This is a genomic window from Streptomyces piniterrae, assembly GCF_005048155.1.
Classification (GTDB): Bacteria; Actinomycetota; Actinomycetes; order Streptomycetales; family Streptomycetaceae; genus Streptomyces; species Streptomyces piniterrae.
On sequence record NZ_SUMB01000007.1, the window covers coordinates 395,058 to 420,215 of the forward strand.

A 25,158-nucleotide genomic window follows, 5' to 3' on the forward strand; every position below is an offset into this window, starting at 1 on the left:
GAGGTACTTCGCCGGGAGGACGTGGGCATGCGGTCGGCGACGAACTGGCGCCTGTTGCTGGCCGTACAGGAAACGGCACGCAGGAGAGACCTGGAGCATGTACGAGCTCTGCCGGCGGCACCAGGCGGTATGGCCGAGATCTTCCGCACCTTCAACCTGGCCCTGGCCCTGGCCGTCGAGGCGGCCACCGATGACCGGCCCGACTACCGCGAAGTGCTCGCCCCTGTCGTCCAAGCCCTGGCGCACGTCACCTCCGGCCGCCGTGGCGCCGCAGTGGATCTCCTGACCGACTTCGGGGAACAAGCCGAACGCATGGGGGGGGAGTCCGGATGGAACGGGAAATCGTCCAGGACACCCTCGCCCGCGCGCTGATCGACACCGGCGCACACGCTCGCGCGGCAGACCTGCTGCACCACCGCGTCGTCACACGCCGCCACCACAAGTACGGAGATCTCCTCCTGACCGCCCGCACCAACGTGCCGGAGACCGTGGGCTGCCGCGCTGAGGGCATCCGACCTGCTTAATGGGTGGAGGCATCTGCCCGCAGTTCGACACATGGCCACAACTGAGCGACAGCGGCGAGAAGATGCTGCCGCTGACCGTGAAGAAGCCCGCGACCAGCGCAAGCGGCCAGTGACGTGAGCGAGATGGCTGACGTGCTGAGCGCGCTCGGTCTTGGCTCGGAGTGTCGGCGGTCCGTCGCTGCAGAGGCGCCCGGAACGCCCCTGCCGACGCAGGGAGGCCCCTCGAACGTCCACTCCGAGGTTGAGTGGGGCTGAGGGGCCTTCGGGCCGTCCACCGTTCGGCCCGACTGCGGATCGGGCGGACACCCGAGCCCGGGCGCTGCTGCGGGTCAGGAACGGGTCCCGGCGCCGGCCTGTGACGTGGACACCGGGACCCTTCCTTTTACTAGCCGCCGATGCTGTTGTCGCAGCCCATGGTCGAGCCCAGGTGGCTGGACTGTGCACCCGGGGAGCCTTCGCCATTGAGCGCGCTGCCCGCCAGGCCGTTGAGAATCCCGACCTCGCCGAGGACGTCCACGTTCAGGTCGTGCGACCGGCAGGAGCTGCCCTGCTGGGCATTCAGGCCGCCGTGGCCGCCATGGCCGCGTTGCTGACCTTCGTCGGCGTGGGCGGCGCCGGCGCCGAGGAGGCCGACGGTGCCGAGGGCTGCGATCACAACAGCGGCTTTGCGAAGCTTGCGCATTTCATCTCCGGTGAGTTGAGCAGATGCGATCCGTGACTGATCGACTTCGTACAGTGATGAAAGGCTAATATGAAACACCGCGCAGGCAGTCAATGACGCGCCGGATTCTCTGACCCTCGGGAACTGGCGCCGGCCGCGGAACTCCGCACCCCGAGCACGTCAGGGCATCGCCTGGCCGCGACAGGTGCGGGCGCTCCCCCAACGGCTCTACCTGAGCCGGTGAAAGCGCCGGCGGGGTGCGGCTGAAGCCCGCGGTTGAGCGTCTGGAATGCGCGGGTGTCCGCTCGGAGCGGGCATCCGCTGTCGGCGAGTGCTCCCGGAACAAGGGCGGGCCCTCGCGCAAGTCTCCCTGGCGAACGGCCAGTTCGACCGGAGGCCGCATGATGGCCTTGTCTCGATCTGACCTGATGCGGCTGCTTCGGTCACTGCCTACGGCCGACGGAGTCGAGACGATCAGGGTGCTGTGCGAGCGCATTCTGCAGGAGCTCACCGAGGCCGAGGCCACTGAGGCCATCGGCGCCGCCCCGGGCGAGCACTCCGACCAGTGCACCACCTGGCGTAACGGGCGCCGGGAGAGGTTGCTGACCACCCAGGCTGGCGACCTCGATCTGAAGATCCCCAACGTGCGGACCGGGTCGTTCTTCCCCTCGCGGCTGGAGCGGCTCCGACGGATCGACCGGGCTCTAATCGCCGTGGCCATGGAGGCATACGTGCACGGAGTCCTCGGTAGATGCCGAACTCGACGCGTTCAAAGAGAGCCGGACCTTGCTCGGTATGCGGGCGACATTTTGATGACTTAGCCTTAAAAAGGCGCCTGCTTAGTCGATTACTGCTCTAGTGGGAAAGCAGGATCACATCATGTACATGATGCGCGAGGTCTACCAAGCTGAACGCGGGAAGGCGCCGGAGATCGTGGCGGCATTCAAGACCCTCACCAAGGTCTTTGAAGAGGCCGGGTACGCGAACCGGCGAATCTACGTCGATTACTCCGGTCCCATGGATACGGTCGTCTGCCAATGGGAATTCGACAGCCTTGACCAGTACTTCACCATGGAGCGAGCGTTCTTCGTGAATCCAGATGAGAACGCCCAATCACTGATCGATACGTTTAACAGCAACGCGGTATCCGGCTACAAGGAGATCTACGAGGTCATCCAGTAGCGGACCGCTGGGCGACAGAGACCACCGTCACTCGCGCGTTCCCGGGCCACGACCGGCTATACCACTCAGCGGGACACCATTTGCGTCGGCGCAGGCTGCCGACTCACGGCCGGTGCGGTGGACTGCACGGCCGCAGAGAACATCGGGCGCGCGAGCGCTCGGAGGAAGCCGATGCCCGGCAAGTACTGATCGAAGAGGTCACACCCACGGGGGTGTGGATCGTGAACCACACCGCAATGCATGTGACCGACTTGGCACTTGAAAGGGCCTGGGTAGCCGTGTTCGACACGGAGCGTGGCAGACGCTATCGCTGGGGGGGGGGCAGGACTAGTGCGCCCTGAGCCGCTCGTCGCCCCAGGAGCACGCGCGTGGTTCCCGTTCGTCTGGCTGGAGGGCCCGCTGTCCTTCGGCAGCAGTGGCCCGCCGAAAGACCTGAGCCCCGCAGCGGGCGACATCACCTTTTCGTTCCAAGACGCCCGTGGCGTCCCGTGGACTTGTATCCCCCGAACATGCCGACTGAGACGTCGCTACCGGCGCTTCGCCCAGTGGAGTCGGGACCAGGTCTGGGCCCGACTCCACCGCACCGTCCTCGACGAACTCGGCACCTGCGGTGATCTGGACTGGTCCCGGTGCGCGATCGACTCCGTCAGCCTCCGGGCAGTAAGGGGGCGGATGATCGCACGGTGTTCGAGGTCGGTCTCGGCCTCCCGCAGCCGGCCCGCCCGCCGGGCCTAGCGGGCGTATTCCTCCACGTCATGCGCCGCGTCGGCCGGGGCCTCATCAGCATCCTGACCAGGCGTCACGTCTGTTTGGTCGTGATCCTCGGCGTCCTGGCCAGGCGTCACGTCCGTGTGGTTCTGGCCCTCGGAGTCCTCGCCGGTGTCACATTCGTATGGTCCGCGTCACCGGTCGTCTGGCCGGACGGCACATCCGTATCCTGCCCGCCCTTGCCAGGCTCATCTCCCTGCAGAGCCGGAATGCCCGGACGGAGCGTGGGGTTCACACCGTCCTGGGCGCCGGCGTCAGCGTCAGGGAACGTGTAGGGAACCTCCGTGCTCCTGTCATAACACGGAAGGGTGTTGGGAAATTTGCACGAAATCTCAGTGCCGAAATAGACGCCCCATTCCAGGCCAAACTTCTGCCACCACGGGGTGTTGACGGAGTCGGCCGCATGGAGATTACGCTGGTTCTTTGAGTCCCCGAGGCTGAATGACCGCCACCCGTCCTATGGCTGGTTCCTGGACCAATTCAAGGCGGCGGCCAAGTCAGCGGGCACGCCACAGTACACGCCGAAGAGCTTCCGACACTTCTTCGTCTCCGAAGCCATCCACGCCGATATCCCGCTGTTCGAGATCGCGGCCTGGGTGGGGCACCGCACCACCAGGACCACGGAGCCGGTCTATGGCCATCTCGTGCGCAGAGCGATGGATCGAGGGGCCCGGACGGTGCACAATCGCCTTGGGCTGAAGCTGGAACCCTTCAAGGGCCTCATCGTCCCGCCCCGGCTGACCCCCGGCGAGGGGGCCGCGATGACTGGGGCGATGTGGCCTGGAGCCTGCTCGGTGGGCCAACGGCTTCCCTATCTGCAGATCGCCGAGCCCGGTGTGGACAAGTCCCAGGTGCAGGGCAGTCGGTCAGCCAGGTCAACCGCTTTGCGGGCAATGGTGGGGGTGTACTTGGGCAAAATGGGGCGCTGGTCACCATCCGTGGGGACGGCGGCCGCAGGACTCGCTGCGATGACTCCGGCTGCGGCAGTGGACAGCAGTACAGCGCCAAGGGCTCGTACGCGCATGAAAGGAAACTCCGAGGGCTCGACATAACGGCTCTTGGGGCGTTCCCCGGCTCCCATTGAGTAGACGCCAGAACCGTGCAGTTCACCCAATTGGCACCGCCGATTGCACGACGAGGTTCGTCGTGATCGCGTGTCGACCCGGTGCAGACTTCCGGCCCTGAGAGGCTGCCTTGTCAGGGGCGCCCCGACTCGGCCGAAGCGTTCAGGATGTTTACCTTCCGGAACATCGCTGAGGGGCACCCGTGAGACACCGCCGCGATCTGGCCTGGTTGGGCTTTTCCGCAGTTGAAGGCCCCTCCGAGCACGTAAGTCCGAGGTCCGCCGATGGCCTCCATGGAGCCCCAGAATTCCGGTGTGATTCCCTGGTAGGCAACATCCCGGAGCTGTCCGCAAAGGCGCCCGTTGCGGATGGCGTATGCCCTCTGCTGTGTGAACTGGAAGTTGTACCGCTGCATATCGATCGACCAGGAGCGGTCGCCGACGACATAGATGCCCCGCTCCACCCCGCCGATCAGCTCCTCCGTGGACGGCCCGTCCGGTGCCGGCCGGAGCGAGACGTTCGCCATCCGCTGCACCGGCACATGGCCCGGCGAGTCCGCGAACGCGCACCCGTTGGAGCGCGGGAAACCGGTCAACTTCGCGATTCTGCGGTCGAGTTGATAGCCGACCAGGGTCCCGTCCTTGATCAGGTCCCAGGACTGCGCGGCCACCCCCTCGTCGTCGTAGCCGATCGTCGCCAGCCCGTGCTCGGCGGTGCGGTCGCCCGTCACGTTCATGATCTCGGAGCCGTAGGCCAGCTTCCCGAGCTGGTCGAAGGTGGCGAACGAGGTGCCGGCGTACGCCGCCTCGTAGCCCAGCGCGCGGTCCAGTTCGGTGGCGTGGCCGATCGACTCGTGGATCGTCAGCCACAGGTTGGACGGGTCCACGACGAGGTCGTACGTCCCCGGCTCGACGCTCGGCGCGCGCATCTTCTCGGCGAGCTGGTCGGGGATCCGGGCCAGCTCGCCGTCCCAGTCGTAGCGGCCGTCGGTCAGGTACTCCCAGCCGCGGCCGGCCGGGGGCGCCAGGGTGCGCATCGAGTCGAACTCGCCGCTCGACGGGTCCACCGCGACCGCCGTCAGGTGGGGATAGAGCCGTACCCGCTGCTGGGTGGTGCTGGTGCCCGCGGTGTCCGCGTAGAACTTGTTCTCCTGGACGGTGAGCAGCGACGCGTCCGCGTGCGCCACGCCCGGCGCGGCCAGCAGCCGCTCGCTCCACTCCGCGAGCAGCCCGGTCTTCTCGGCGTCCGGGACCTCGAACGGGTTGATGTCGTACGAGGAGATCCAGGTGCGGTCCGGGTGCGCGGGCTCCGGGGCCAGTTCCACGAGCTCCTCGGAGCCGGCCGCGTCGATCACCTTCGCGGACAGCTTCGCCATCGCCACGGCCTGGGAAGCCACCCGGGCCGCCGCGTCCATGGTCAGATCCACCCCGGACGCGAACCCCCAGGCGCCACCGTGCACCACCCGTACCGCATACCCCAGGTCGGTGGTGTCGGAGGTCCCGGACGTCCGCGCGTCCCGCAGTCGCCAGGAGGCGCTGCGCACCCGCTCCAGGCGGAAGTCGGCGTGTTCGGCGCCCAGGGCGCGGGCCCGGGCCAGCGCGGCGTCGGCGAGGGCGCCCAACGGCAGCGCCAGGAACGTCTCGTCAAGGGCATGGGGTGAAGCGGGCACGGCGTCCCCTCGTCGTCGGCGCATGTCGGCGCATGCATCATGCCTTGTGGTGCCCGCCGGGCCCAGACGGCACGGGCCGCGGGGCGCGGCGCGCCGGCCCCACGGCGCCGACCAGGGGAAGCCGGAGGAATACGGCGGAATGCGGGGGAGGGCGTGTCGGCCGCGGCCCGGGGCGGCGGCCGGAAATTCTGTGGGGACCCGACAGTGACCGGCGCGCGTGCCTGTGTGGCCTCGATTCCTCTTCCGGGCCCCGTGACCGATAGTTTCGTATCGAACGCAGTACGACGGAACGGACAGGAAACGGAAAGGGTGATCTCTTGAGCCGCTCGGTTCTGGTCACTGGAGGCAACCGCGGCATCGGCCTCGCCATTGCCCGCGCCTTCGCCGAGGCAGGCGACAAGGTCGCCATCACCTACCGCTCGGGTGAGCCGCCCGCTGGGTTTTTGGCCGTGAAGTGCGACATCACGGACGCCGAGCAGGTTGAGCAGGCGTACAAGGAGATCGAGGAGAAGCAGGGCGCGGTCGAGGTGCTGGTGGCCAACGCCGGTGTCACCCGCGACCAGTTGCTGATGCGGATGTCCGAGGAGGACTTCGCGTCGGTCCTGGAGACCAACCTCACCGGCACGTTCCGGGTGGTCAAGCGCGCCAACCGGGCGATGCTGCGGGCCCGCAAGGGACGCATCGTGCTGATCTCGTCCGTGGTCGGCCTCATGGGCGCCCCGGGCCAGTCGAACTACGCCGCCTCCAAGGCCGGTCTGGTGGGCTTCGCCCGCTCGCTCGCCCGGGAGCTGGGCAGCCGTAACATCACCGTCAACGTCGTCGCGCCCGGCTTCGTCGACACCGACATGACCCGTGTGCTCACCGACGAGCAGCGGGAGAACATCGTGAAGCAGGTGCCGCTCGCGCGTTACGCGCAGCCCGAGGAGGTCGCCTCCTCGGTCCGCTTCCTGGCCTCCGACGAGGCCGCGTACATCACTGGAGCCGTCATTCCCGTGGACGGCGGATTGGGCATGGGTCACTGAGCAGCATGAGTGGAATCCTCGCAGGCAAGCGCATCCTGGTCACCGGAGTCCTCACCGAGGGGTCCATCGCCTTCCACACGGCCAAGGTCGCGCAGGAGCAGGGCGCGCAGGTCGTTCTCACCGGCTTCGGGCGGCTCTCGCTCGTGGAGCGCATCGCCAAGCGGCTGCCCGAGCCGACCGCGGTCATCGAGATGGACGTCACCAACCAGGAGCACCTGGACGGTCTGGCCGCCAAGGTCGGTGAGTACTTCGGTGACGACGAGGGCATCGACGGCATCGTGCACTCGATCGCCTTCGGCCCGCAGGGCGCCTTCAACTTCCTGGAGGCGGACTGGGCGGACGTCTCGACCGCGCTGCAGGTCTCCTCGTACTCCCTGAAGTCGCTGACCATGGCGCTGCTGCCGCTGATGGAGAAGCGCGGCGGCGGCTCGGTCGTCGGCATCACCTTCGACGGGTCGATCGCCTGGCCGAAGTACGACTGGATGGGCGTCGCCAAGGCCGCCCTGGAGTCCACCGGGCGCTACCTGGCCCGTGACCTGGGCGGGCGGAACATCCGCGTCAACATGGTCTCGGCCGGCCCGATCAAGTCGATGGCCGCCAAGTCCATCCCGGGCTTCGAGGAGCTGGCGGACGTCTGGAACCACCGCGCGCCGATCGGCTGGGACCTGGCCGACCCGGAGCCGGCGGGCCGCGGCGTCGTCGGTCTGCTCTCGGACTTCTTCCCGAAGACGACCGGCGAGATCGTGCACGTCGACGGCGGTGTGCACATGATGGGCGCCTGACGCCGATCCCGCATCCGCACTGCCCGTCCCGGTACGCCGGGGCGGGCAGAACGCGTTTTCGAGTCGAGAGCTGCCGGGCCTCACCACACACTGGATGAGGCGTCCGGGACCCTCCCGGCGCATCGTGGGGAGGAGGTACCGGCGTGCCCACATCCCGACGCCGTACGGCAGCCCTGACGATCACCCTGGCCGCCTTCCTGGGGGTCACCGCACCTGCCGCGCAGGCCGTACCGCCGGCCGCGTCCGACGACCCGCAGGAGCCGCCACACGCCCAGTGCCGCACCAAGGTCGTGGGCAGCATCGGCACCGCCACCTGCTTCAACCCCAACGGCAACAACAGCAGGGTGCGGCTGCACATAGAGTGCAAGCGGTGGTACGACCCGGATGTCGACACCGACGCCCGGGGTGTGACCATCGGCCCCGCGCAGCACGCCACCCTCGCCGGCCGCTGCTGGCAGGAGATCGCGGATCTCTGGGTCAGTCACGCTCCAGGCGGGTGAGCCGGCAGCCGAACGGGTGCGCGCTCGCCTCGGCGGCGGCCAGCTCGCCGTCGCCCGCGCGGATCGCCTCCACCAGGCGGGCATGGTCCATATGGGCCTCGGGCCGCAGCACCTCACCGACATCGGCCCGCAGGAAGTCGCGGAGCACACCCCCGAGGTCGGCGTAGATCTCGGCCAGCACCTCGTTGTGCGAGGCCGACACGATCGCCATGTGCAACGTTGCGTCGGCTTCCACGAAAGTTTCCGCAGCCCCCGATTCCCATGCCTCCTCGCGGCGCTCCAGCAGCGCGTCGATCTGCCGCAGGTCCTGCGCGGTACGCCGCTGCGCCGCGAGCCGGGCGGCCGACGCCTCCAGGGCGCTGCGCAGCTCGGCGACATGTCCGGGCTCGGCGCCCGCGAAGCGGCGGTTCATCACCCCCGCCAGCTCGCTGGTCGCCACCACATAGGTGCCCGAGCCCTGCCGGATGTCGAGCAGCCCGTTGTGGGCGAGCGCCCGGACGGCCTCGCGGACGGTGTTGCGGGCCACCCCGAGCTGCTCGACGAGTGCCGGCTCGGTCGGGATCCGGGAGCCCACGGGCCATTCGCCGGAGGTGATCTGGGCGCGCAGCTGCGCGATCACCTGGTCGGCCAGCGCGGACCGGCGGGGCGAGGTCAGGGGCATGGCTGAGCTCCGGAGGGGTGGATCGGGCGCGGACCGCTGAGGCTATCGACAGCTCGCGGCACCACGAGCGAACAGGGTGGACAGGGATTCATCCCATGATTCTATGATGGTGCACATGGCAGACGAAGACCTCGCGACCCTCGGCCCCGCGGCCGAGCCCCTGACGACCTCCACCACCCCGCCGTACGACGGCACCGGCCGCCCGGCCTCCCAGGGCCCCGGGGGCGATCCGGTGGCCGGGCCCGCCGCCCGCTGGCTGCCGGGCCTCGTCATCGCAGGTCTCGTCCTCGCCGCGCTCAACCTCCGTCCCGCCATCACCAGCCTCGGCGCGCTCATGGAGGAGGTACGCGACGGACTCGGCATGAGCGGCACCGTCGCCGGACTGCTGACCTCCGTCCCGGCCCTGTGCTTCGCCGCCTTCGGCGTGGCTGCTCCCCGGCTGGCCAGGCGGTGGGGCCCCGGCGCGATCGTCTGCGCGGGGATGGCCGCGATAGCCGTGGGCGTAGCGGTGCGGCCGTTCGCCGGCGGGACCGGTGGATTCCTCGCGGCCAGCGCGCTCGCCCTCGCCGGCATCGCGGTCAGCAACGTCCTGATGCCCGTCGTGATCAAGACCTGGTTCCCGGACCGGGTCGGCTCGATGACCGGCCTGTACTCCATGGCGCTGGCCCTGGGCACCTCGCTGGCCGCGGCGGTCACCGTCCCCATGACCGCTGCGCTGGGCGGCAGTTGGCGGACCGGGCTCTCCGTATGGGCGGCGCTGGCCGCCGTCGCCGTGCTGCCCTGGCTGGTGATCGCACGGCGGCGCGGCACCGCCGTGGGAGCGGTCGCCGGCGCCGCGCGTCCCGCGGAACCCGCCGTACGGATCACCTCGTCGCCGACCGCCTGGGCACTGGCCGTCTTCTTCGGGCTCCAGGCCACCGGCGCGTACATCACGATGGGCTGGATGCCGCAGATCTTCCGCGACGCCGGGGTCCCGGCCGGCACCGCGGGCGTGCTGCTCGCCGTCACCATGGCGATGGGCGTCCCGCTGTCCTTCGTACTGCCGCGGCTGGCCTCCCGGATGCGCCATCAGGGTCCGCTCGCAGTGGCGCTCGGCCTGTGCGGTCTGGCCGGCTACACCGGGCTGTGGCTGGCCCCGGCTGCCGGTGCCTGGGCCTGGGCGCTGCTCATGGGCATCTCGAACTGCGCCTTCCCGCTGGCCCTGACCATGATCGGGATGCGTTCGTCCAGCTCCGCCGGCGTCGTCAAGCTCTCGGCCTTCGCGCAGAGCGTCGGCTATCTGATCTCGATCCCGGGACCGCTGCTGGTCGGCGCGCTCTACCAGCACAGCGGCGGCTGGGGGCTGCCGATCGCGCTGATGGCCGGGCTGATGGTGCCGCAGATCGCGGTGGGGGTGCTGGCGGGCCGGGACCGGCGGATCGAGGACGGGGGCTGAGCCGTGCGGACGCCGGCCGGGCGCAGGTCGGGCGCTGGGGGCGGGTGTCCGGGGCGGCCGGGACCGCCGTGCCGGCGGTGCGGCCCGGGTGCGACACTGGGCGCATGCCAGTGCTCGAACCGAAGCCGCAGGGCGGCCAGAAGAAGCTGCTCCTCGTCCTGGGAGTCATGCTCGGCGTGACCGTCGTCATCGGGATCATCGCCAGTATCGCCGCGCCCTGACCCGTCCCGGCCGGGCCGTGGACCGTCCCCTAGGGGGCGCCTCAGGGATAAGTAGGGGACATCCCTGATAGGAACGGCCGCGGGAGATCCGTAGCTTCGAAGTACACCGCACCGCCGCGGTGGGCGCGTCGCGGACCGCGGCAGCGCAGCGCTTCGATCCGCCCGGAGGCGATCCCCATGTCCGCCGCGATGAGCCGGCCGTCCGCTCCGAAGCCCCGCGGTCTGGTCTCGCGGCTGCCGTGGTGGGCGCTGGCCCTGCCGGTGGTCTCCTTCGTCTTTCTGCTGGTGCTGCTCATATCGACCCCCGCCGAGGCGGGCGCGGTGAGCGCCTCGCACGGCCTGGCCCCGCTCCTGGAGGTCCTGGCCAGGATCGTCGGCGCGGCATCTTGATGATCTTCCCCTGCCGGGTGTCACCCGGCAGGGGGGAGCGCTCCAACACCCCGCGCCCCGCGCCGCCTTTCGTGCGAAGCTGGGACGCATGAGCGTCGATACACCCCGCCGGATTGTCCTTCTTCGACATGCCAAGGCCGAGTGGTCGCAGGAATCCGACCATGAGCGTCCGCTCGCCGAGCGCGGCCGCAAAGATGCCCCGGCCGCCGGCAGCTGGCTGGCCGGAGCCGGTATCAACCCCGATCTCACCCTCTGCTCGACGGCACTGCGGACCCGCGAGACCTGGAAGCTCTTCGTTCATGAGCTGCCGCAGCGGCCCAAGACCGTCTACGACGAGCGGCTCTACGAGGCCTCGCTCGGCGAGCTCATCGCGTTGCTCAACGAGACCTCGGACGACGTCCACGACCTCCTGCTCGTCGGGCACAACCCGGGGGTGCACGCCCTCGCCGACGCGCTCTCGGGCGAGACGGAGGGCGATCTGCTGCCGCGGATGAACCGCAGCGGCTTTCCGACCGCCTCGATGGCCGTGGTCACCTTCAACGGTTCCTGGAAGTCGGTCGAGCACGGCGTCGGCCGGCTCGTCGCCTACTGGACCCCGCAGGACTGAGCCGCCCGGCGACCACCGCCGCCTTCGCCGCGGCCGGGCCCCGGCCCCGCCCGCCCCGACGCCCGCGGACGCGCCCGCCGACGAGAAGGGCCCCGGAACGCCCGGGGCCCTTCTCGTATGTCCGGCGGGATGTCCCGCGTACGGCTGTTCCGTCGTGTCCCGCGCGCAGGACTCTCTCGTCTTATCTCTCGGGCACGGCCTCCGGCGGGCGTCTCGCCCTCCGCCCCGGCCCGGCGCCCTTGCCGCCGCCGCTCCGGCTGCCGCTACCGCTCGTGTGTGTCGGCCGCCTCGACCTCTTCGCGTGTGACGCCCAGCAGATACAGCACGGTGTCCAGGAACGGCACGTTCACCGCGGTGTGCGCCGCCTCCCGCACCATCGGCTTGGCGTTGAACGCCACTCCGAGGCCCGCCGTGTTGAGCATGTCGAGGTCATTGGCGCCGTCGCCGATCGCCACGGTCTGCGCGAGCGGCACCCCGGCCTGCTGCGCGAAGCTGCGCAGCAGCCGTGCCTTGCCGGCCCGGTCCACGATGTCGCCGGTCACCTTGCCGGTGAGCCTGCCGTCGACGATCTCCAGGGTGTTGGCGGAGGCGAAGTCCAGCCCGAGCTCTTCCTTGAGCGCGTCGGTGACCTGAGTGAAACCGCCCGAGACCACGCCGACTTGGTAGCCGAGCCGCTTGAGGGTCCGCACCAGGGTGCGCGCCCCGGGGGTGAGCCGGACCTCCTTGCGCACGGCGTCGACCACGGACGCGTCCAGCCCTTCGAGCAGCTTGACCCGGGCGTGCAGCGACTGCTCGAAGTCCAGCTCGCCGCGCATCGCGGCGGCGGTCACCTCGGCGACCTCGGGCTCACAGCCGGCGTGCGCCGCGAACAGCTCGATGACCTCGTCCTGGATGAGCGTCGAATCGACGTCCATCACGACCAGCCGCTGGGCCCTGCGCTGCAGCCCGGCCGAGACGACCGCGACATCCACGCCGAGCTTCGCCGCCTCCAGCGCCAGCGCCGTGCGCAGCGCGTCCGTGGCCGCACCGGAGACCGCGAACTCGACGGCGGTCACCGGATACTTCGCAAGGCGGAAAATACGGTCGATGTTGCCGCCGGTGCCCGTTATGGCGGCGGCGATGGCCGCGGTCGACTCCGCGGTGAGCGGGTGCCCCAGCACGGTGACATGGGAGCGTCCGCTGCCACGCGGACGGTTGTCGCCCCGGCCGGAGATGATCTCCGCCTGGAGGTGCAGCGACTCGGCCCAGCTGTGGACGGTGGCCCGCAGGTCGCCCTCGGACGAACCGGAGGAGCCCTGGGCGGGGGAGGGGGCGGTGACCAGCGCGCACAGGGTGATGCGTCCCCGGGTCACGACCTGTTCGATGTCCACGACATCGACGGAGTAGGCGGCGAGGGTGTCGAAGAGACCTGCGGTGATGCCGGGCCGGTCCTTCCCGAAGATCTTCACGAGAAGGGTCGGTACGTCATCGCCCGGTACGGCGGTGGCAGGTGGGATCTGCGATGCGCTCATGGTGCCCTTACGGTAACCGTCCGGCGCGGACGGCCGTACAGGTGTCCGTGCTTCGGACCGGCGCCTGGGGCCTGTCCGACGGGTCGTGGCCGGGCCCTGCCGTGTCGGACAGGCCCCGGCGCCGCCCGTCTCCGCTGCGGACGGGCGCGTCCTCCCGTCAGTATGTGCCCGCCTCCGCCCCCTCGCGAGCCCACCGCGCGCCCCCTCCCCGCCGCCGTCCCGCGTCGATCGTTATGGAGTCGTGTCCGGGCCGGTCAACGCGGCCGACCAGGGCGAACCAGACGAATCCCCAACTCCGTGGCTGCGGCGGCGAGTTCATCGCGACCCAGGCGCCCGGTCACGGGCCGTACAGGAGCGGGAAAGCGGCCCCGAGTGCACCGGCCCGCCCGTTCCGAGGCTGCCCGCCGGCCCGGTGGCGGCGGAAAGTCCCAGCTCACCGCGGTCATGGTGGAGGGTATGGGCGCGGCCCGACGGGCCCGTCCAGCACCCGGAGTAGCGTGACAGGTCCTCGTCAGGTGTGACGGTGGGTGCGATGTCGCATGGAACCTCCGCAATCGTTCGGTCCTCTGCGACCCCGAACCGGTGTGCCTGCCCGCTCCCCAGGGGCGTTCGGCGGTGCGCCGGGGTGCGCGCCCCGCACCCCGACAGCGTCCCGGTTTCCGGTCGGAGGGCCGAGCCTGAAATAGTTCCTCACGATGTTCGCCATCCCTAGACTTCCCATACAGGGCGTCACTCGGGGGACTATGTAATGGGGCGTGGAGTGCCTGAACTCGTACTGGAATTGAACGGAAGGACCTGGACGCTGGACCCGTCCCGGTCGTACAACGTGGGACGCGATCCGCAGGGCGACATGGTGCTCGACGACGCCAGGGTCTCCTGGCGGCACGCCACCATCCGGTGGGCCGGTCGCGGCTGGATCATCGAAGACCATGGCAGCACCAACGGCACCTACGTCCAGGGCCAGCGGATCCACCAGATGGAGATCGGCCCCGGCTCGACCGTGCACCTGGGCAATGCCACCGACGGTCCCCGGGTGAGCCTGTCGGCCGCCGGGGCGCCGGCCGCCGACGCCTACCAGGCGCAGCCCGCCATGGCGCCGCAGCAGCAGGCCGCGCAGGGCTGGCAGGCACCACCCGCCCAGCAGCAGCCGCCCGCCCAACAGGGCTGGCAGGCGCCGCCCCAGGGCCAGCAGCCGCCCTACATCCCGCAGCAGCAGGCCCAGCAGCCTCCGCAGCAGGCCGCGCCGCCGCAGCAGCACCCCGCCCAGAACGCCGGCGGCCGGCCCCCGCAGGCCCAGGGCGACCGCAGCCCGACCACCTTCCACCGCCTCGACGCGGGCCGGGTGATGCGGATAGGTCGTGCGCTGGAGAACGAGCTGGTCGTCTCCGACCTCCAAGTCTCCCGCCACCACGCCGAGTTCCGGGCCACGCCCGACGGCCGCTTCGAGATCCGCGACCTGGGCAGCCACAACGGCACCTACGTCAACGGCCAGCCGGTCCCCAAGTCCGGCACGTCGCTGATCGGCCCGAACGACATCATCGGCGTCGGCCACTCCACGTTCCGGCTGGTCGGCGACCGCCTGGAGGAGTTCGTCGACACCGGCGAGGTCTCCTTCTCGGCCCGCCACCTCACGGTCACCGTCGACGGCGGCAAGAAGATCCTCCAGGACGTCTCCTTCGGCGTCCCGGAGAAGTCGCTGATCGCCGTCATCGGCCCGTCCGGATCCGGTAAGTCGACGCTGCTCAAGGCGCTGACCGGCTATCGCCCCGCCAACCAGGGCGATGTCCTCTACGACAACCGGAACCTCTACAAGCAGTTCGCCGAGCTGCGGCAGCGCATCGGTCTGGTCCCGCAGGACGACATCCTGCACAAGGAGCTGACCGTCGCCAAGGCCCTCAAGTACGCGGCCAAGCTGCGCTTCCCCGGTGACACCGCGGAGTCCGAGCGCGAGGCCCGGATCGACGAGGTGCTGCGCGAGCTCAAGCTCGACATCCACAAGGACAAGAAGGTCACCTCGCTCTCCGGCGGCCAGCGCAAGCGGGTGTCGGTGGCCCTGGAGCTGCTCACCAAGCCGTCGCTGATCTTCCTGGACGAGCCGACCTCCGGTCTCGACCCGGGCATGGACCGCGACGTCATGCAGCTGCTGCGCGGCCTCGCCGACGACGGCCGCACGGTCCTCGTCGTCACCCACTCCGTCGCCGAACTCGGCATCTGCGACAAGCTGTTGGTGATGGCGCCGGGCGGCGGCGTGGCCTACTTCGGCCCGCCCGAGGAAGCGCTGAACTTCTTCCAGTACGACACCTGGGCGGATGTCTTCTCGGCCTTCGAGAACTACCGCGACTACGACTGGATGGGCCGCTGGCGCGGTTCCCCGCACTACCAGATGTACGCCGCGGACATCGACGCCGTCGCCCCGCAGTCGGTGACGATCCAGCCGCCGCCGGCCCGGATGCAGAAGTCCCAGAGCTGGGGCTCGCAGCTGTGGACGCTGATGCGGCGCTATGTCTCGGTCCTCGCGTCCGACCGGGGCTTCCTCGGCCTGATGCTGATCCTGCCCGCGGTGCTCGGTGTCGTCTCGATGCTGATCCCCAGCGATTACGGCCTCGGGTACGGGCCCTTCGAGAAGCACCGCACCAACCGCGACGCCAGCACCATCATGCTGATCCTTGCGGTCGGCATGTGCTTCTCGGGCGCGGCCAACTCGGTCCGTGAGCTGATCAAGGAGCGGGTCATCTACGAGCGCGAACGGGCCACCGGCCTGTCGCGGTCGGCGTATCTGATGTCCAAGGTGATCGTGCTCGGTGTGGTCACCGCCTTCCAGGGCGGCATCATCGCGGCGATCGGCTTCTCGACCCGCAACATGCCGTCCGAGGGCCTCGTGGTGGAGAAGATGCCGGCCATCGAGCTGGCGGTGGCGATCATCGCGCTCGGCTTCACTTCGATGATGTTCGGCCTGATCATCTCCGCGCTGGTCAAGACCGCCGAGAAGACCATGCCGCTGCTGGTCATGTTCGCCATCGTCCAGGTCGTCTTCACCGGAGTGCTCTTCCAGCTCTTCGACACCCCGGGCGTCGCCCAGGTCGCCTGGCTGATGCCGTCGCGCTGGGCCGTCGCCGCGATGGGCGCGACCGCTGACATGAACACGCTGCTGCCGTGGGAACTGGGCAACCCGGACCCGCTGTGGAAGCACCAGACCGGTGTCTACGTGATGGACGTGATCATCCTGGTCGCGCTGGGCGTCGGGCTCGCCTTCGTCGTCGCCCGGCTGCTGCGCCGCCACGAGCCGGAGGTCATGCGCAAGTAGCGCAGGGCCGTCAGGCCGCCGCCCGCGCTGCGGGAGCGAAACCGCCGAGGGGCGGCACCCGGTCTCGGGTGCCGCCCCTCGGCGGTAGGTGCGCGCGAACGCGGTCCGGCTGTGCCGACGGCTCAGTAGGCCGAGTTGACGTTGTCCATCGAGCCGTACTTGGCGGCCGCGTAGTTGCAGGCGGCGGTGATGTTGGCGACCGGGTCGTAGAGGTTCCAGGAGGTGCCGGCGACGTGGTACGCGTTGAACGTCGGCTGGATGACCTGGAGCAGGCCCTTGGACGGGGTGCCGTTCTGGGCGTTGATGTCCCAGTTGTTGATCGCCATCGGGTTACCGGACGACTCCCGCATGATGTTGCGGTAGATGCCGTTGTAGCTGCCCGGAATGTTGTGCTTGGCCATGATGTCCAGCGACTCGCGGATCCAGCCGTCCAGGTTGTTCGGGTAGGTCTTGACGACCGGCTTCGGCGCGAGGGCGGCGCGCTGGGCGGCCCGGCTCGCGGCCTCCTTCGCCCGGCGCTCCTTCTCGGCCTTGGCCTTCGCGGCGGCGGCGGCCTTCGCCTTGGCCGCGGCGGCGGCCTCGGCGGCGGCCTTCTTCTTGGCGGCGGCGATCTCGGCCCGGCCCTTGGCGGCGGAGTCGTCGGCCTGCTTGGTGATCGTGGCCTGCTGCGTCTTCGCGGCGGTGTTCACCGCGCTGAAAGCAGCCGGCTGCACGTTCTGGACGGCGGCGGCTTCCACCTTGCCCTGCTCGGCGTCGGCCCCCGGAACGACAGCGAAGACAAGAGCGGCGGCGCCGGCTGCGGCGACACCTGCGACAGCAAACTTATGAGTCCGATTTGGTCGGCTATGACCAGAAACTGCGTGCTTAGGCATGGGCGGGTCGACCTCTTCCAATGGGGGGACCGTCGCAAGGGCCTTTGGGGGGCGTAGAACGCCGAGTTCCATCCACGGCGCCGAGCGACGGGGCCATTCTTAGCGGCCGGAAATTAACCGGGCAAAGGTGCGACATACGATCCGGGTTAGTGGAACCCCAGGCCCGCGAATTGCGTCGCAGGTGGGAAACTCCCAGCTCACGCGGGAGATGGGGGGCCACTAACCCGGTTCGTAAGTGACGTACGTCCTATGCGCGGCGTCACATTGGGCAGAGGTTTATCTCGCCGGGTGTAATTGCGAATGCACAACCAGTAGAAGTCAGACTTCAATCAATACCTGGTCGAGGGCTTTTCGGGTCAAATCGGGCACTTCGCATTCAGGTGCCGGATATCCGACCGGAATGACCGCAAATGCCTTTTCATTGGCCGGCCGGCCCAGCACCTCCCGGAGAAACCGCATCGGACTCGGCGTGTGCACCAGCGCCGCCAGCCCCGACAGATGCAGCGCGGACAGCAGCATGCCGACCGCGATGCCCACCGACTCGTCCACGTAGTAGTGCTTGCGCTTACCGCCGTCCTCGCCCAGCCAGTGCCGCTGCTGGAAGACGACGATCAGCTGAGGTGCGTCCGTCAGATGAGGCTTGACCTCGTCCGTGCCCAGCGGCCGCAGCGCCGCCAGCCACTCCTCGCCCAGCCGCCCCTCGTAGGAGACACGCTCCTCGGCCTCCGCCGCCGCCCGGATCCTGCGACGCACCTCCGGGTCCTTGACCAGTACGAACGTCCATGGCTGCTGATGTGCCCCGGACGGAGCGGTGGCCGCGCAGGCGATCGCGTCCCGCACCACCTGCTCCGGCACCGGATCGGCGGCGAACTGCCGCACCGTCCGCCGCCCGGCCATTCGCTCACGCAGCTCGGCGGCGCGGGCCAGCGACTCCTCGGCCGGCATTCGCGCCGGCCGGTACGGCACCGGCCGGTAGGGGGCGCCATGGGTCGGAGCCCAGCGCTCCGGCGAAGGCGACGGGCGAGAAGGGGGCTCCGTTGAGTGCTCCATGCATCGAGTCTGGAACTCAGGACGGCAGCAGGAGATGCAGATCCCCGAATTCATGCCACAGGTAGCGCCGCTCCACCGCCTCCGCGTACGCGCGCCGCAGCGGCTCCCCGTCCGCCACCGCCTCCAGCATCAGCAGATGCGAAGCCGTCGGTTCGTGCAGGCCCGTGAGCAGGCCGTCCACCACCCGCGTCCCGCGCTCCGGCGTCACCACGAGATCCGTCCAGCCGGTCGCGGCCCGCACCCGCCCGTCCGGCCCGGCCGCCGACTCCAGGGCCCGTACGGCCGTGGTCCCGACCGCCACGATCCGGCCGCCCGGATCGCCCGGGGCCGCCCTCCGCCGCGCCCGCGCGGCGTTGACCAGCCACGCCGTCGTAGGCGGCACCGCGAACCGCTCCGGATACGGCGGCTCGAACGCCTCCGCCGACGCGACCCCCGTATACAGCGAGATCGGCGCGATCTGCACGCCCGCGCTGACCAGCCTGGCCACCAGCGCCGCGGTGAAAGGCCGGGCCGCACTCGGCATCTCCGCGCTGCCGCCGTCCGGCGAATCCACCGCGAACACCGTCTGATACGCGTCCAGCGGCTGGTCCCGGTCCGTGTAGCCGTACCGGATCGGCCGCCCGTACCGCCGCATCAGCTCCGGCCCGGTGCTTCCCGCCACCCGCGCCCACCACAGGCGTGGGCTCCCCGGGTCCACCGGGGCCTGGAGGACCAGCCGGGCGCCGCCCGGCAGCCGCACCACCGCCCCCGCGGGCCCGCCCGCCCGCGCCCTGCTGCTGCCCCGTCCGTCCGGGCTCCGCAGCTCCACCGCCCAGCAGCCGGCCACCGCCGGGCCCGCCGGATGCCACCGGTCCGCCCGCGTCGAGAAGTGCACCACCACCGGTTCGCCGCGCCCCCGCCCGTCCCCGATGCGGCCGTCCACCGCCGCGGGCAGCGTCCGGGAGGTGTTCACCACCAGTACGTCCCCGGCCGTCAGCAGCTCCGGCAGCTCGTCGAAGGCGTGATGCCCGACCTCGGCCGCGCCCCGGCTCACCATCAGCCGTACGGCATCCCGGCCCAGCCCGTGGCCCCGCTGCTCGGCCGGCTCCCGGGCCGAGAGCTCCTCCGGGACCAGCAGCGTGTCCGCGATCACCGGACGCCGTCCAGCAGCTCCGCCGCCGCATACCGGCCGCCGGCCACCGGGCCGTCGAGCAGCCGCAGCAGCGCGGGGACCACGGTCGCGGGCAGCGGCCGCCCGGAGTCGTCGTCGGCCGGGACGGCGGCCGCATACAGATCGGTACGCATATCGCCCGGGTCCACCCACCACACCCGAAGCTCCGGCTCCTCCACCGCCAGCACCGCCGACAGCTGATCCAGCGCCGCCTTCGACGCCCCGTAACCACCCCAGGTCTCATACGCCTCGACGGCCGCGTCCGAGCTGATGTTGAGGATCGCCGCGCCCGCTCCCGCACGCACGCGCAACAGCGGCAGCGCCTCCTGCACGAGCCCCAGCGGCGCCACCACATTCACCTCCAGTGCCGCCCGCAAACCGTCCAGCGAATGCTCCGCCAGCCGCACCAGCGGCGCCGCACCCAGCACACTCGCGTTGTTCACCAGCAGATCGAGCCCGCCCAGCTCACGGGCCGCCGCCACCAGCGCCGCCCGGTGCCCGCCGTCCGCCACATCGCCGGGCAGCGCCACCACCCGCGCCCCCGTGGCCCGCAGCTCCCGCGCCGCCTCCTCCAGCGGCCCGGCCGACCTGGCGTCCACCACCAGATCCCAGCCCCGCCCGGCCAGCGCCGCGGCGAGCGCCCGGCCCAGCCCCTTCGATGCACCCGTGATGATCGCCACCGGCATGATCGCGTCCCCTTTCCCGGGCCGGGGAAACCGCCCCGCGCCCTCGCCTTCACGCTAGGAACCGGACGTTCCGCGGGCGTCGGCCGCCGGGCGGGCCGTCACCAGGGCATTCGGCCTAGGCCGGGGGACGTAGGTGCCGGCCGCCGCAGGGCCGATACGGGCAGGTCAGCCCGCCGGTACGGTGAAGCCATGACCAATGGACCGGGCGCGGGGATCCCCGCGGTGAGCACCGCGATCCTGGCGATGAGCAGGCACCTCGAGGTACGCGACGTCCTCAAGACCATCGTCGCCGAGGCCCGCGAGCTGCTGGACGCCGAATACGCCGCGCTGGGCGTACCCGACGATCACGGCGGCTTCGCCCAGTTCGTGGTGGACGGCGTCAGCAACGAACAGTGGAAGGCCATCGGCCCGCTGCCCCGGCAACACGGCATCCTCGCCGCGATGCTGCACAACGCCACCCCCGAGCGCCTCGCCGACGTCCGCAAGGACCCCCGCTTCGGCGGCTGGCCCGCCGCCCACCCGGACATGTCCGACTTCCTCGGCCTGCCGGTCGCCGACGGCGACGAGATCCTCGGCGCCCTCTTCCTCGCCAACAAGCGCTGCCCCAAGCCGGACGGCAGCTGTGGCTTCACCGAGGACGACGAGCGTCTCCTCGGCATACTCGCCCAGCACGCCGCCATCGCCCTGACCAACGCCCGCCTCTACGAGCGCAGCCGCGAACTCACCATCGCGGGGGAGCGCGCCCGCCTCGCCCACGAACTGCACGACGCGGTCGCCCAGAAACTGTTCTCGCTCCGGCTGACCGCCCAGGCCGCCGCCGCACTCGTCGACCGCGACCCGGCCCGCGCCAAGGGCGAGCTCCACCAGGTCGCCGCGCTGGCCGCCGAGGCCGCCGACGAACTGCGCGCCGCCGTCATCGAGTTGCGGCCCGCGGCCCTCGACGAGGACGGCCTGGTCGCCACCCTGCGCTCCCAGGCCCAGGTCCTGGACCGGGCCCACGCCGCGCGCGTCACGTTCGCCGCCCAAGGCGTCCGTGCGCTGCCGGCCGCCCAGGAAGAAGCGCTCCTCCGCGTCGCCCAGGAGGCGCTGCACAACGCCCTGCGGCACTCCGGCGCCGAGTGTGTCGAGGTGACCCTCGCCCGGAACGGCCAGGGCGCGCTGCTGCGCATCGCCGACGACGGCCGGGGCTTCGACACCCGCAAGGTCCGCCGGGCCGGCCGGCACCTCGGCCTGGTCTCGATGCGCGACCGGGCGAGCGGCGTCGGGGGAAGGCTCACCGTGGAGTCGGAGCCCGGCAAGGGCACCGCTGTCGAGATGGAGGTGCCCGGTGGCTGACAACGGCGCTATTCGCGTACTGCTCGTCGACGATCACCAGGTCGTACGCCGGGGTCTGCGCACGTTCCTGGAGATCCAGGACGACATCGAGGTGGTGGGGGAGGCCTCCGACGGCGCCGCAGGCGTCGCCGCCGCCGAACAGCTGCGCCCGGACGTCGTCCTGATGGACGTCAAGATGCCCGGTATGGACGGCATCGAGGCGCTCCGCAAACTCCGCGAACTGGCCAACCCCGCACGGGTGTTGATCGTCACCAGTTTCACCGAACAGCGCACCGTCATCCCGGCGCTGCGCGCGGGCGCGGCGGGCTATGTCTACAAGGACATCGACCCGGAGGCACTGGCCGGCGCCATCCGCTCCGTGCACGCGGGCCACGTCCTCCTCCAGCCCGAGGTCGCCGGCGCCCTGCTGTCCCAGGAAGAGGGCAACAACGGCCAGGGGCGAGGCACTTCACTCACCGAACGGGAGCGTGAGGTGCTCGGCCTGATCGCGGACGGCCGCTCCAACCGGGAGATCGCCCGCGCGCTGGTCCTCTCCGAGAAGACCGTCAAGACGCATGTGTCCAACATCCTCATGAAACTCGACCTCGCCGACCGTACGCAGGCCGCTTTGTGGGCGGTCAGGCACGGTATCGGGGCCTGAGTTCCGGATGGGGCGCGGGGGGTTCGACGTCCCTTCCGTACGACAATGCGTCAAGCGGAACGTCGCCCCCCGATCCGAGATTCATACTGTCGTGTAGACGTCGCCCACATGGCGTATCCCTCCGCGCTCCGAGCCGTTTTCCAGTGCAGTCGTGGCGGACTGGTCACGGCAACGGCAACGAGGAGCAAGAGAAGTGAAGAACATCAAGCGGGCAGCGGCCATCACGATCGCGGCGGGCGGGCTCGCCGTCGCCGGTGCCGGCGTCGCCTCCGCGACCCAGGCCGACGGCGCGGCGGTCAACTCGCCCGGCGTCCTCTCGGGCAACGTCGTGCAGGTGCCGGTGAAGGCCCAGACGAACATCTGCGGCAACTCCATCCAGGTCGTCGGCATCCTCAACCCGGTCTTCGGCAACTCCTGCCAGAACAACTGACCGCAGGCTGCCGCCCGCACGATCGCAGGACCCGCGCGACCGCCTGATCCGCGCGGCCCGGACCGGCCCCGCCAACCCCTGGACGTGCGGCCGGTCCGGCTCTCCACAGTCATCGTCAGTCCGGCCATGCGCCGGCAAGTGAGGAACTCACCCCCATGAACACCGCCAAGAAGGCCGCTCTCGTTCTCGCCACCACCGGCCTCGCCCTCGGTGCCGCCGCCGGCGCGGCGTTCGCCAGCGGCGACGCGCAGGGTGCGGCCATCGAATCCCCCGGCGTCGGCTCCGGCAACGTCGTCCAGGCCCCGGTGGGTGTTGCGACGAACATCACCGGCAACAGCATCGGCGTCGTCAGTGTCCTCAGCCCCAACCACGACAACTGCTCCACCAACAACTGACCGCGGACCCGACCGCGATCATCATGACCCGCGCGGCCCCATCACCCGCGCGGGTCATGCCGGACCGGCCCCGCCTACTCCCGGGACGTGCGGCCGGTCTGCCCTCCGCACCGCCAGCCCCCGTCTTCCGGCCCCGCGCCGCCACGTGAGGAACTCACCCCCCATGAACACCGCCAAGAAGGCCGCTCTCGTTCTCGCCGCCGCCGGTCTCGCCCTGGGTGCCGCCGCCGGCTCCGCGTTCGCCCACGGTGGCGCGCAGGCCGACGGCAAGGCCACCCACTCTCCCGGTATCGGCTCGGGCAACCTGGTCCAGGCCCCCGTCCACGTTCCCGTGAACGCCACCGGCAACACCGCCACCGTCATCGGCGCCCTCAACCCCACCTTCGACAACACCAGCTCGAACGGCTGAGGTTGTCCGACCCAGGACCGAACGGCCCCGCCTGACCGGGGCCGTTCACCCCGAGGGGAACGCCGGGACCGCATATCCCCTCCCGAGGCCCCGCCGACCGCCGCTGCGGTACGGCGGGGCCTTCTGCGTCCAGGCCCTGACCCATAGGACAGGCCCTGGCACCCGCCCCCTCACCCCCGGCGCCGCTCCCGTTCCTCCACCGCGGAGTTGTACGCGGCCACCTGCGCCCGGCGGGCCGTACGCTCCACCGGCCGCAGTGCCTCGGCACGGGCCGAGATCTCCGACGAGCTCACCGCGCCGCCGTGCTCCCGGCCGTTGTCGCTGCCGGCCTGCCGGGCGATGTCGATCAGCGCGCCCACCCGCTGCGCCAGCTCCAAGACCCGCACCGCGCGCGGTGGGTACCCGGGAGCCAGCACCTGTCGCCCGGCCTCCGCCCGCGCCCGGTACGCAGCCAGGGCCGCCTCCGCGACCGGTCCTGCCCCGGCCACGTCCAGCTTCGAGAGCACCTCGGTCGCATCCCGCAGCGCCTCCGCCAGTTCCCGCTCCGCCTCGCCCAGCGACGGCACGTCGGCCGGTGGCGCCTCCCGCACCGGCAGGCAGTGCCAGACCACCTCCACATGCACATCGGGAGCGGTCCCGCCCTCCGGCCCGGCCTCGTATATCTCCGGAACCAGCCCCAGACCCGCCCCCACGGCGAGCACCGCCTCGCCGGCCTCCAGCGCCCGCGCATTGAATTCCGGCGGCCCGCTCAGCCCCAGCGGATGCCCCGGCACCGGCAGCGCCACCCGCAGGCCGGTGGCCCCCAGCGCCCGCAGCCGCCCCAGCGCGAGCGTCAGCCCGACCGGCGCCTCCTCCCCGGGCAGGTCCGTCACGCGGTGGACCGCGTCATCGTCCGCGATACGGTGCGCGGCTTCATCAGGCGAGACAAGCCCGGCCAATAGGGCATTTCCCCATGACGCCAGCCGTCCTGATCGAGGTTCATCGAGCATGGCCCCCAGCCTAGGGAACGGCACTGACAATGAGTGGCGTAGGTTTGCTGGGGGCGCCTGGAGGCGCACGCGACTGCCGAGATGCAATGGGAGACAACGCGCTCATGAGCGATGTACTGGAGCTGGTGGACGTATCCGTGGTCCGCGAAGGACGGGCTCTGGTGGAGCAGGTCTCCTGGTCAGTGAAGGAGGGGGAGCGCTGGGTGATCCTCGGCCCCAACGGCGCCGGCAAGACCACCCTCCTGAACGTCGCCTCCAGCTACCTCTTCCCGTCCACCGGCGACGCCACGATCCTCGGCGAGCGGCTCGGCAAGGTCGACGTCTTCGACCTCCGCCCGCGCATCGGCATCGCCGGCATCGCCCTCGCCGACAAGCTGCCGCGCAGCCAGACCGTCCTGCAGACCGTGCTCACCGCCGCGTACGGCATGACCGCGCACTGGCAGGAGAACTACGAGGACGTCGACGAGCAGCGCGCCCGCGCCTTCCTCGACCGCCTCGGCATGAACGACTACCTCGACCGGAAGTTCGGCACCCTCTCCGAGGGCGAGCGCAAGCGCACCCTGATCGCCCGCGCGATGATGACCGACCCCGAGCTGCTCCTCCTCGACGAGCCCGCCGCCGGCCTCGACCTCGGAGGCCGCGAGGACCTGGTGCGCCGCCTCGGCCGCCTCGCCCGCGACCCGTACGCACCCTCGATGATCATGGTCACCCACCATGTCGAGGAGATCGCCCCCGGCTTCACCCACGTCCTGATGATCCGCCAGGGCAAGGTGCTGGCCGCGGGACCGCTCGACCTGGAACTGACCTCCAGCAACCTCTCCCACTGCTTCGGCCTGCCGCTGATCGTCGAGCGCAACGGCGACCGCTGGACGGCCCAGGGGCTGCCGCTTTCCTGACCGTG

Annotated in this window: 26 protein-coding genes and 2 pseudogenes; 19 read left to right on the top strand and 9 right to left on the bottom strand. The window is 70.5% G+C overall.

What is annotated here, in order from left to right; translation table 11 throughout:
- Positions 1-27 precede the first annotated feature (27 nt).
- Together FCH28_RS22205 and FCH28_RS22210 are read left to right on the top strand one after the other, a co-directional pair.
- Positions 28-372 carry a hypothetical protein gene (locus FCH28_RS22205; protein ID WP_136741831.1) on the top strand — a complete coding sequence of 115 codons (345 nt, stop codon included), beginning with the start codon at positions 28-30 and terminating at the stop codon, positions 370-372.
- Positions 330-524 carry a hypothetical protein gene (locus FCH28_RS22210; protein WP_136741832.1) on the top strand — a complete coding sequence of 65 codons (195 nt, stop codon included), beginning with the start codon at positions 330-332 and terminating at the stop codon, positions 522-524. Before FCH28_RS22205 ends, FCH28_RS22210 begins: the two co-directional genes overlap by 43 nt.
- A 385-nt stretch (positions 525-909) precedes the next feature.
- Here the strand turns inward: FCH28_RS22210 and FCH28_RS22215 are convergent, their stop codons facing one another.
- Positions 910-1,206: a hypothetical protein gene (locus tag FCH28_RS22215; RefSeq protein WP_136741833.1), complete on the bottom strand. Its 297-nt coding sequence runs from the start codon at positions 1,204-1,206 to the stop codon at positions 910-912.
- A 383-nt stretch (positions 1,207-1,589) separates the two neighbouring features.
- On the opposite strand from FCH28_RS22215, the pseudogene FCH28_RS22220 reads away from it, so the two are divergent.
- The 3 genes and pseudogenes from FCH28_RS22220 to FCH28_RS39315 form a co-directional block, all read left to right on the top strand.
- A pseudogene (locus FCH28_RS22220) lies at positions 1,590-1,937 on the top strand (transposase); the annotation flags it as partial.
- Between the two features lie 127 nt (positions 1,938-2,064).
- On the top strand, positions 2,065-2,367 hold the full coding sequence (locus tag FCH28_RS22225; RefSeq protein WP_136741834.1) for a hypothetical protein: 303 nt from the start codon (positions 2,065-2,067) through the stop codon (positions 2,365-2,367).
- A 528-nt stretch (positions 2,368-2,895) separates the two neighbouring features.
- Positions 2,896-3,042: pseudogene (locus FCH28_RS39315) on the top strand (IS5/IS1182 family transposase); the annotation flags it as partial.
- A 1,290-nt stretch (positions 3,043-4,332) separates the two neighbouring features.
- Here the strand turns inward: FCH28_RS39315 and FCH28_RS22230 are convergent.
- Positions 4,333-5,868, bottom strand: a complete 1,536-nt coding sequence (locus FCH28_RS22230; RefSeq protein WP_246103070.1) for a TldD/PmbA family protein — start codon at positions 5,866-5,868, stop codon at positions 4,333-4,335.
- 317 nt (positions 5,869-6,185) lie between these two features.
- On the opposite strand from FCH28_RS22230, the gene fabG reads away from it, so the two are divergent.
- The 3 genes from fabG to FCH28_RS22245 all read left to right on the top strand — a co-directional run bounded on the left by fabG (position 6,186) and on the right by FCH28_RS22245 (position 8,172).
- Positions 6,186-6,890, top strand: coding sequence for a 3-oxoacyl-[acyl-carrier-protein] reductase (gene fabG, locus FCH28_RS22235; RefSeq protein WP_136741836.1), 705 nt, complete (start codon positions 6,186-6,188; stop codon positions 6,888-6,890).
- 5 nt (positions 6,891-6,895) lie between these two features.
- A complete protein-coding gene (gene fabI / locus FCH28_RS22240) occupies positions 6,896-7,672 on the top strand; it encodes an enoyl-ACP reductase FabI (protein ID WP_136741837.1) in 777 nt (258 codons plus the stop codon).
- 143 nt (positions 7,673-7,815) lie between these two features.
- Positions 7,816-8,172, top strand: a complete 357-nt coding sequence (locus FCH28_RS22245; protein ID WP_136741838.1) for a hypothetical protein — start codon at positions 7,816-7,818, stop codon at positions 8,170-8,172.
- Here FCH28_RS22245 and FCH28_RS22250 read toward each other — a convergent pair.
- Positions 8,150-8,833 carry a FadR/GntR family transcriptional regulator gene (locus FCH28_RS22250; protein WP_136741839.1) on the bottom strand — a complete coding sequence of 228 codons (684 nt, stop codon included), beginning with the start codon at positions 8,831-8,833 and terminating at the stop codon, positions 8,150-8,152. The two genes, FCH28_RS22245 and FCH28_RS22250, sit on opposite strands and share 23 nt — an antisense overlap.
- A gap of 115 nt (positions 8,834-8,948) precedes the next feature.
- Here FCH28_RS22250 and FCH28_RS22255 point away from each other — a divergent pair, with 115 nt between their 5' ends.
- From FCH28_RS22255 to FCH28_RS22265, 4 genes are all read left to right on the top strand, one after another.
- Positions 8,949-10,268, top strand: a complete 1,320-nt coding sequence (locus FCH28_RS22255; RefSeq protein ID WP_136741840.1) for a CynX/NimT family MFS transporter — start codon at positions 8,949-8,951, stop codon at positions 10,266-10,268.
- A 104-nt stretch (positions 10,269-10,372) separates the two neighbouring features.
- The gene (locus FCH28_RS39740) at positions 10,373-10,489 is read left to right on the top strand and encodes an SGM_5486 family transporter-associated protein (protein WP_281289748.1); all 117 of its coding nucleotides are present in this window, start codon (positions 10,373-10,375) and stop codon (positions 10,487-10,489) included.
- Between the two features lie 177 nt (positions 10,490-10,666).
- Complete coding sequence (locus FCH28_RS22260) at positions 10,667-10,879, top strand: hypothetical protein (protein ID WP_136741841.1); 213 nt, start codon at positions 10,667-10,669, stop codon at positions 10,877-10,879.
- Between the two features lie 88 nt (positions 10,880-10,967).
- Positions 10,968-11,486: a SixA phosphatase family protein gene (locus tag FCH28_RS22265; protein WP_136741842.1), complete on the top strand. Its 519-nt coding sequence runs from the start codon at positions 10,968-10,970 to the stop codon at positions 11,484-11,486.
- A gap of 263 nt (positions 11,487-11,749) precedes the next feature.
- On the opposite strand, the gene serB is transcribed toward FCH28_RS22265, so the two are convergent.
- Entirely contained in the window at positions 11,750-12,997 is a 1,248-nt protein-coding gene (serB, locus tag FCH28_RS22270) for a phosphoserine phosphatase SerB (protein ID WP_136741843.1), read from the bottom strand.
- Between the two features lie 748 nt (positions 12,998-13,745).
- Between serB and FCH28_RS22275 the strand changes: the two genes are divergently transcribed.
- On the top strand, positions 13,746-16,301 hold the full coding sequence (locus FCH28_RS22275; RefSeq protein ID WP_136741844.1) for an ABC transporter ATP-binding protein/permease: 2,556 nt from the start codon (positions 13,746-13,748) through the stop codon (positions 16,299-16,301).
- 122 nt (positions 16,302-16,423) lie between these two features.
- Here the strand turns inward: FCH28_RS22275 and FCH28_RS22280 are convergent, their stop codons facing one another.
- The 4 genes from FCH28_RS22280 to FCH28_RS22295 all read right to left on the bottom strand — a co-directional run bounded on the left by FCH28_RS22280 (position 16,424) and on the right by FCH28_RS22295 (position 20,059).
- Positions 16,424-17,173: a transglycosylase SLT domain-containing protein gene (locus FCH28_RS22280; RefSeq protein WP_136741845.1), complete on the bottom strand. Its 750-nt coding sequence runs from the start codon at positions 17,171-17,173 to the stop codon at positions 16,424-16,426.
- Positions 17,174-17,491: 318 nt separating this feature from the next.
- Complete coding sequence (locus tag FCH28_RS22285; RefSeq protein ID WP_187363889.1) at positions 17,492-18,223, bottom strand: nitroreductase family protein; 732 nt, start codon at positions 18,221-18,223, stop codon at positions 17,492-17,494.
- 16 nt (positions 18,224-18,239) lie between these two features.
- Positions 18,240-19,355: an S-adenosylmethionine:tRNA ribosyltransferase-isomerase gene (locus tag FCH28_RS22290; RefSeq protein ID WP_136741846.1), complete on the bottom strand. Its 1,116-nt coding sequence runs from the start codon at positions 19,353-19,355 to the stop codon at positions 18,240-18,242.
- Entirely contained in the window at positions 19,352-20,059 is a 708-nt protein-coding gene (locus tag FCH28_RS22295) for an SDR family NAD(P)-dependent oxidoreductase (RefSeq protein ID WP_136741847.1), read from the bottom strand. The genes FCH28_RS22290 and FCH28_RS22295 overlap by 4 nt, the downstream gene beginning before the upstream one ends.
- Positions 20,060-20,248: 189 nt before the next feature.
- Between FCH28_RS22295 and FCH28_RS22300 the strand changes: the two genes are divergently transcribed.
- The 5 genes from FCH28_RS22300 to FCH28_RS22320 all read left to right on the top strand — a co-directional run bounded on the left by FCH28_RS22300 (position 20,249) and on the right by FCH28_RS22320 (position 23,268).
- Entirely contained in the window at positions 20,249-21,394 is a 1,146-nt protein-coding gene (locus tag FCH28_RS22300; RefSeq protein ID WP_136741848.1) for a GAF domain-containing sensor histidine kinase, read from the top strand.
- Positions 21,387-22,034 (top strand): response regulator, encoded by a 648-nt coding sequence (locus FCH28_RS22305; RefSeq protein ID WP_136741849.1) that lies wholly within the window; start codon positions 21,387-21,389, stop codon positions 22,032-22,034. The genes FCH28_RS22300 and FCH28_RS22305 overlap by 8 nt, the downstream gene beginning before the upstream one ends.
- 193 nt (positions 22,035-22,227) lie before the next feature.
- A complete protein-coding gene (locus FCH28_RS22310; RefSeq protein ID WP_136741850.1) occupies positions 22,228-22,464 on the top strand; it encodes a chaplin in 237 nt (78 codons plus the stop codon).
- 155 nt (positions 22,465-22,619) lie between these two features.
- A complete protein-coding gene (locus FCH28_RS22315; protein ID WP_136741851.1) occupies positions 22,620-22,859 on the top strand; it encodes a chaplin in 240 nt (79 codons plus the stop codon).
- Positions 22,860-23,022: 163 nt separating this feature from the next.
- Entirely contained in the window at positions 23,023-23,268 is a 246-nt protein-coding gene (locus FCH28_RS22320) for a chaplin (RefSeq protein ID WP_136741852.1), read from the top strand.
- Positions 23,269-23,438: 170 nt separating this feature from the next.
- On the opposite strand, the gene FCH28_RS22325 is transcribed toward FCH28_RS22320, so the two are convergent.
- A complete protein-coding gene (locus tag FCH28_RS22325; protein ID WP_136741853.1) occupies positions 23,439-24,257 on the bottom strand; it encodes a hypothetical protein in 819 nt (272 codons plus the stop codon).
- Between the two features lie 86 nt (positions 24,258-24,343).
- On the opposite strand from FCH28_RS22325, the gene FCH28_RS22330 reads away from it, so the two are divergent.
- Positions 24,344-25,153: an ABC transporter ATP-binding protein gene (locus FCH28_RS22330; RefSeq protein ID WP_136741854.1), complete on the top strand. Its 810-nt coding sequence runs from the start codon at positions 24,344-24,346 to the stop codon at positions 25,151-25,153.
- Positions 25,154-25,158: the final 5 nt, after the last annotated feature.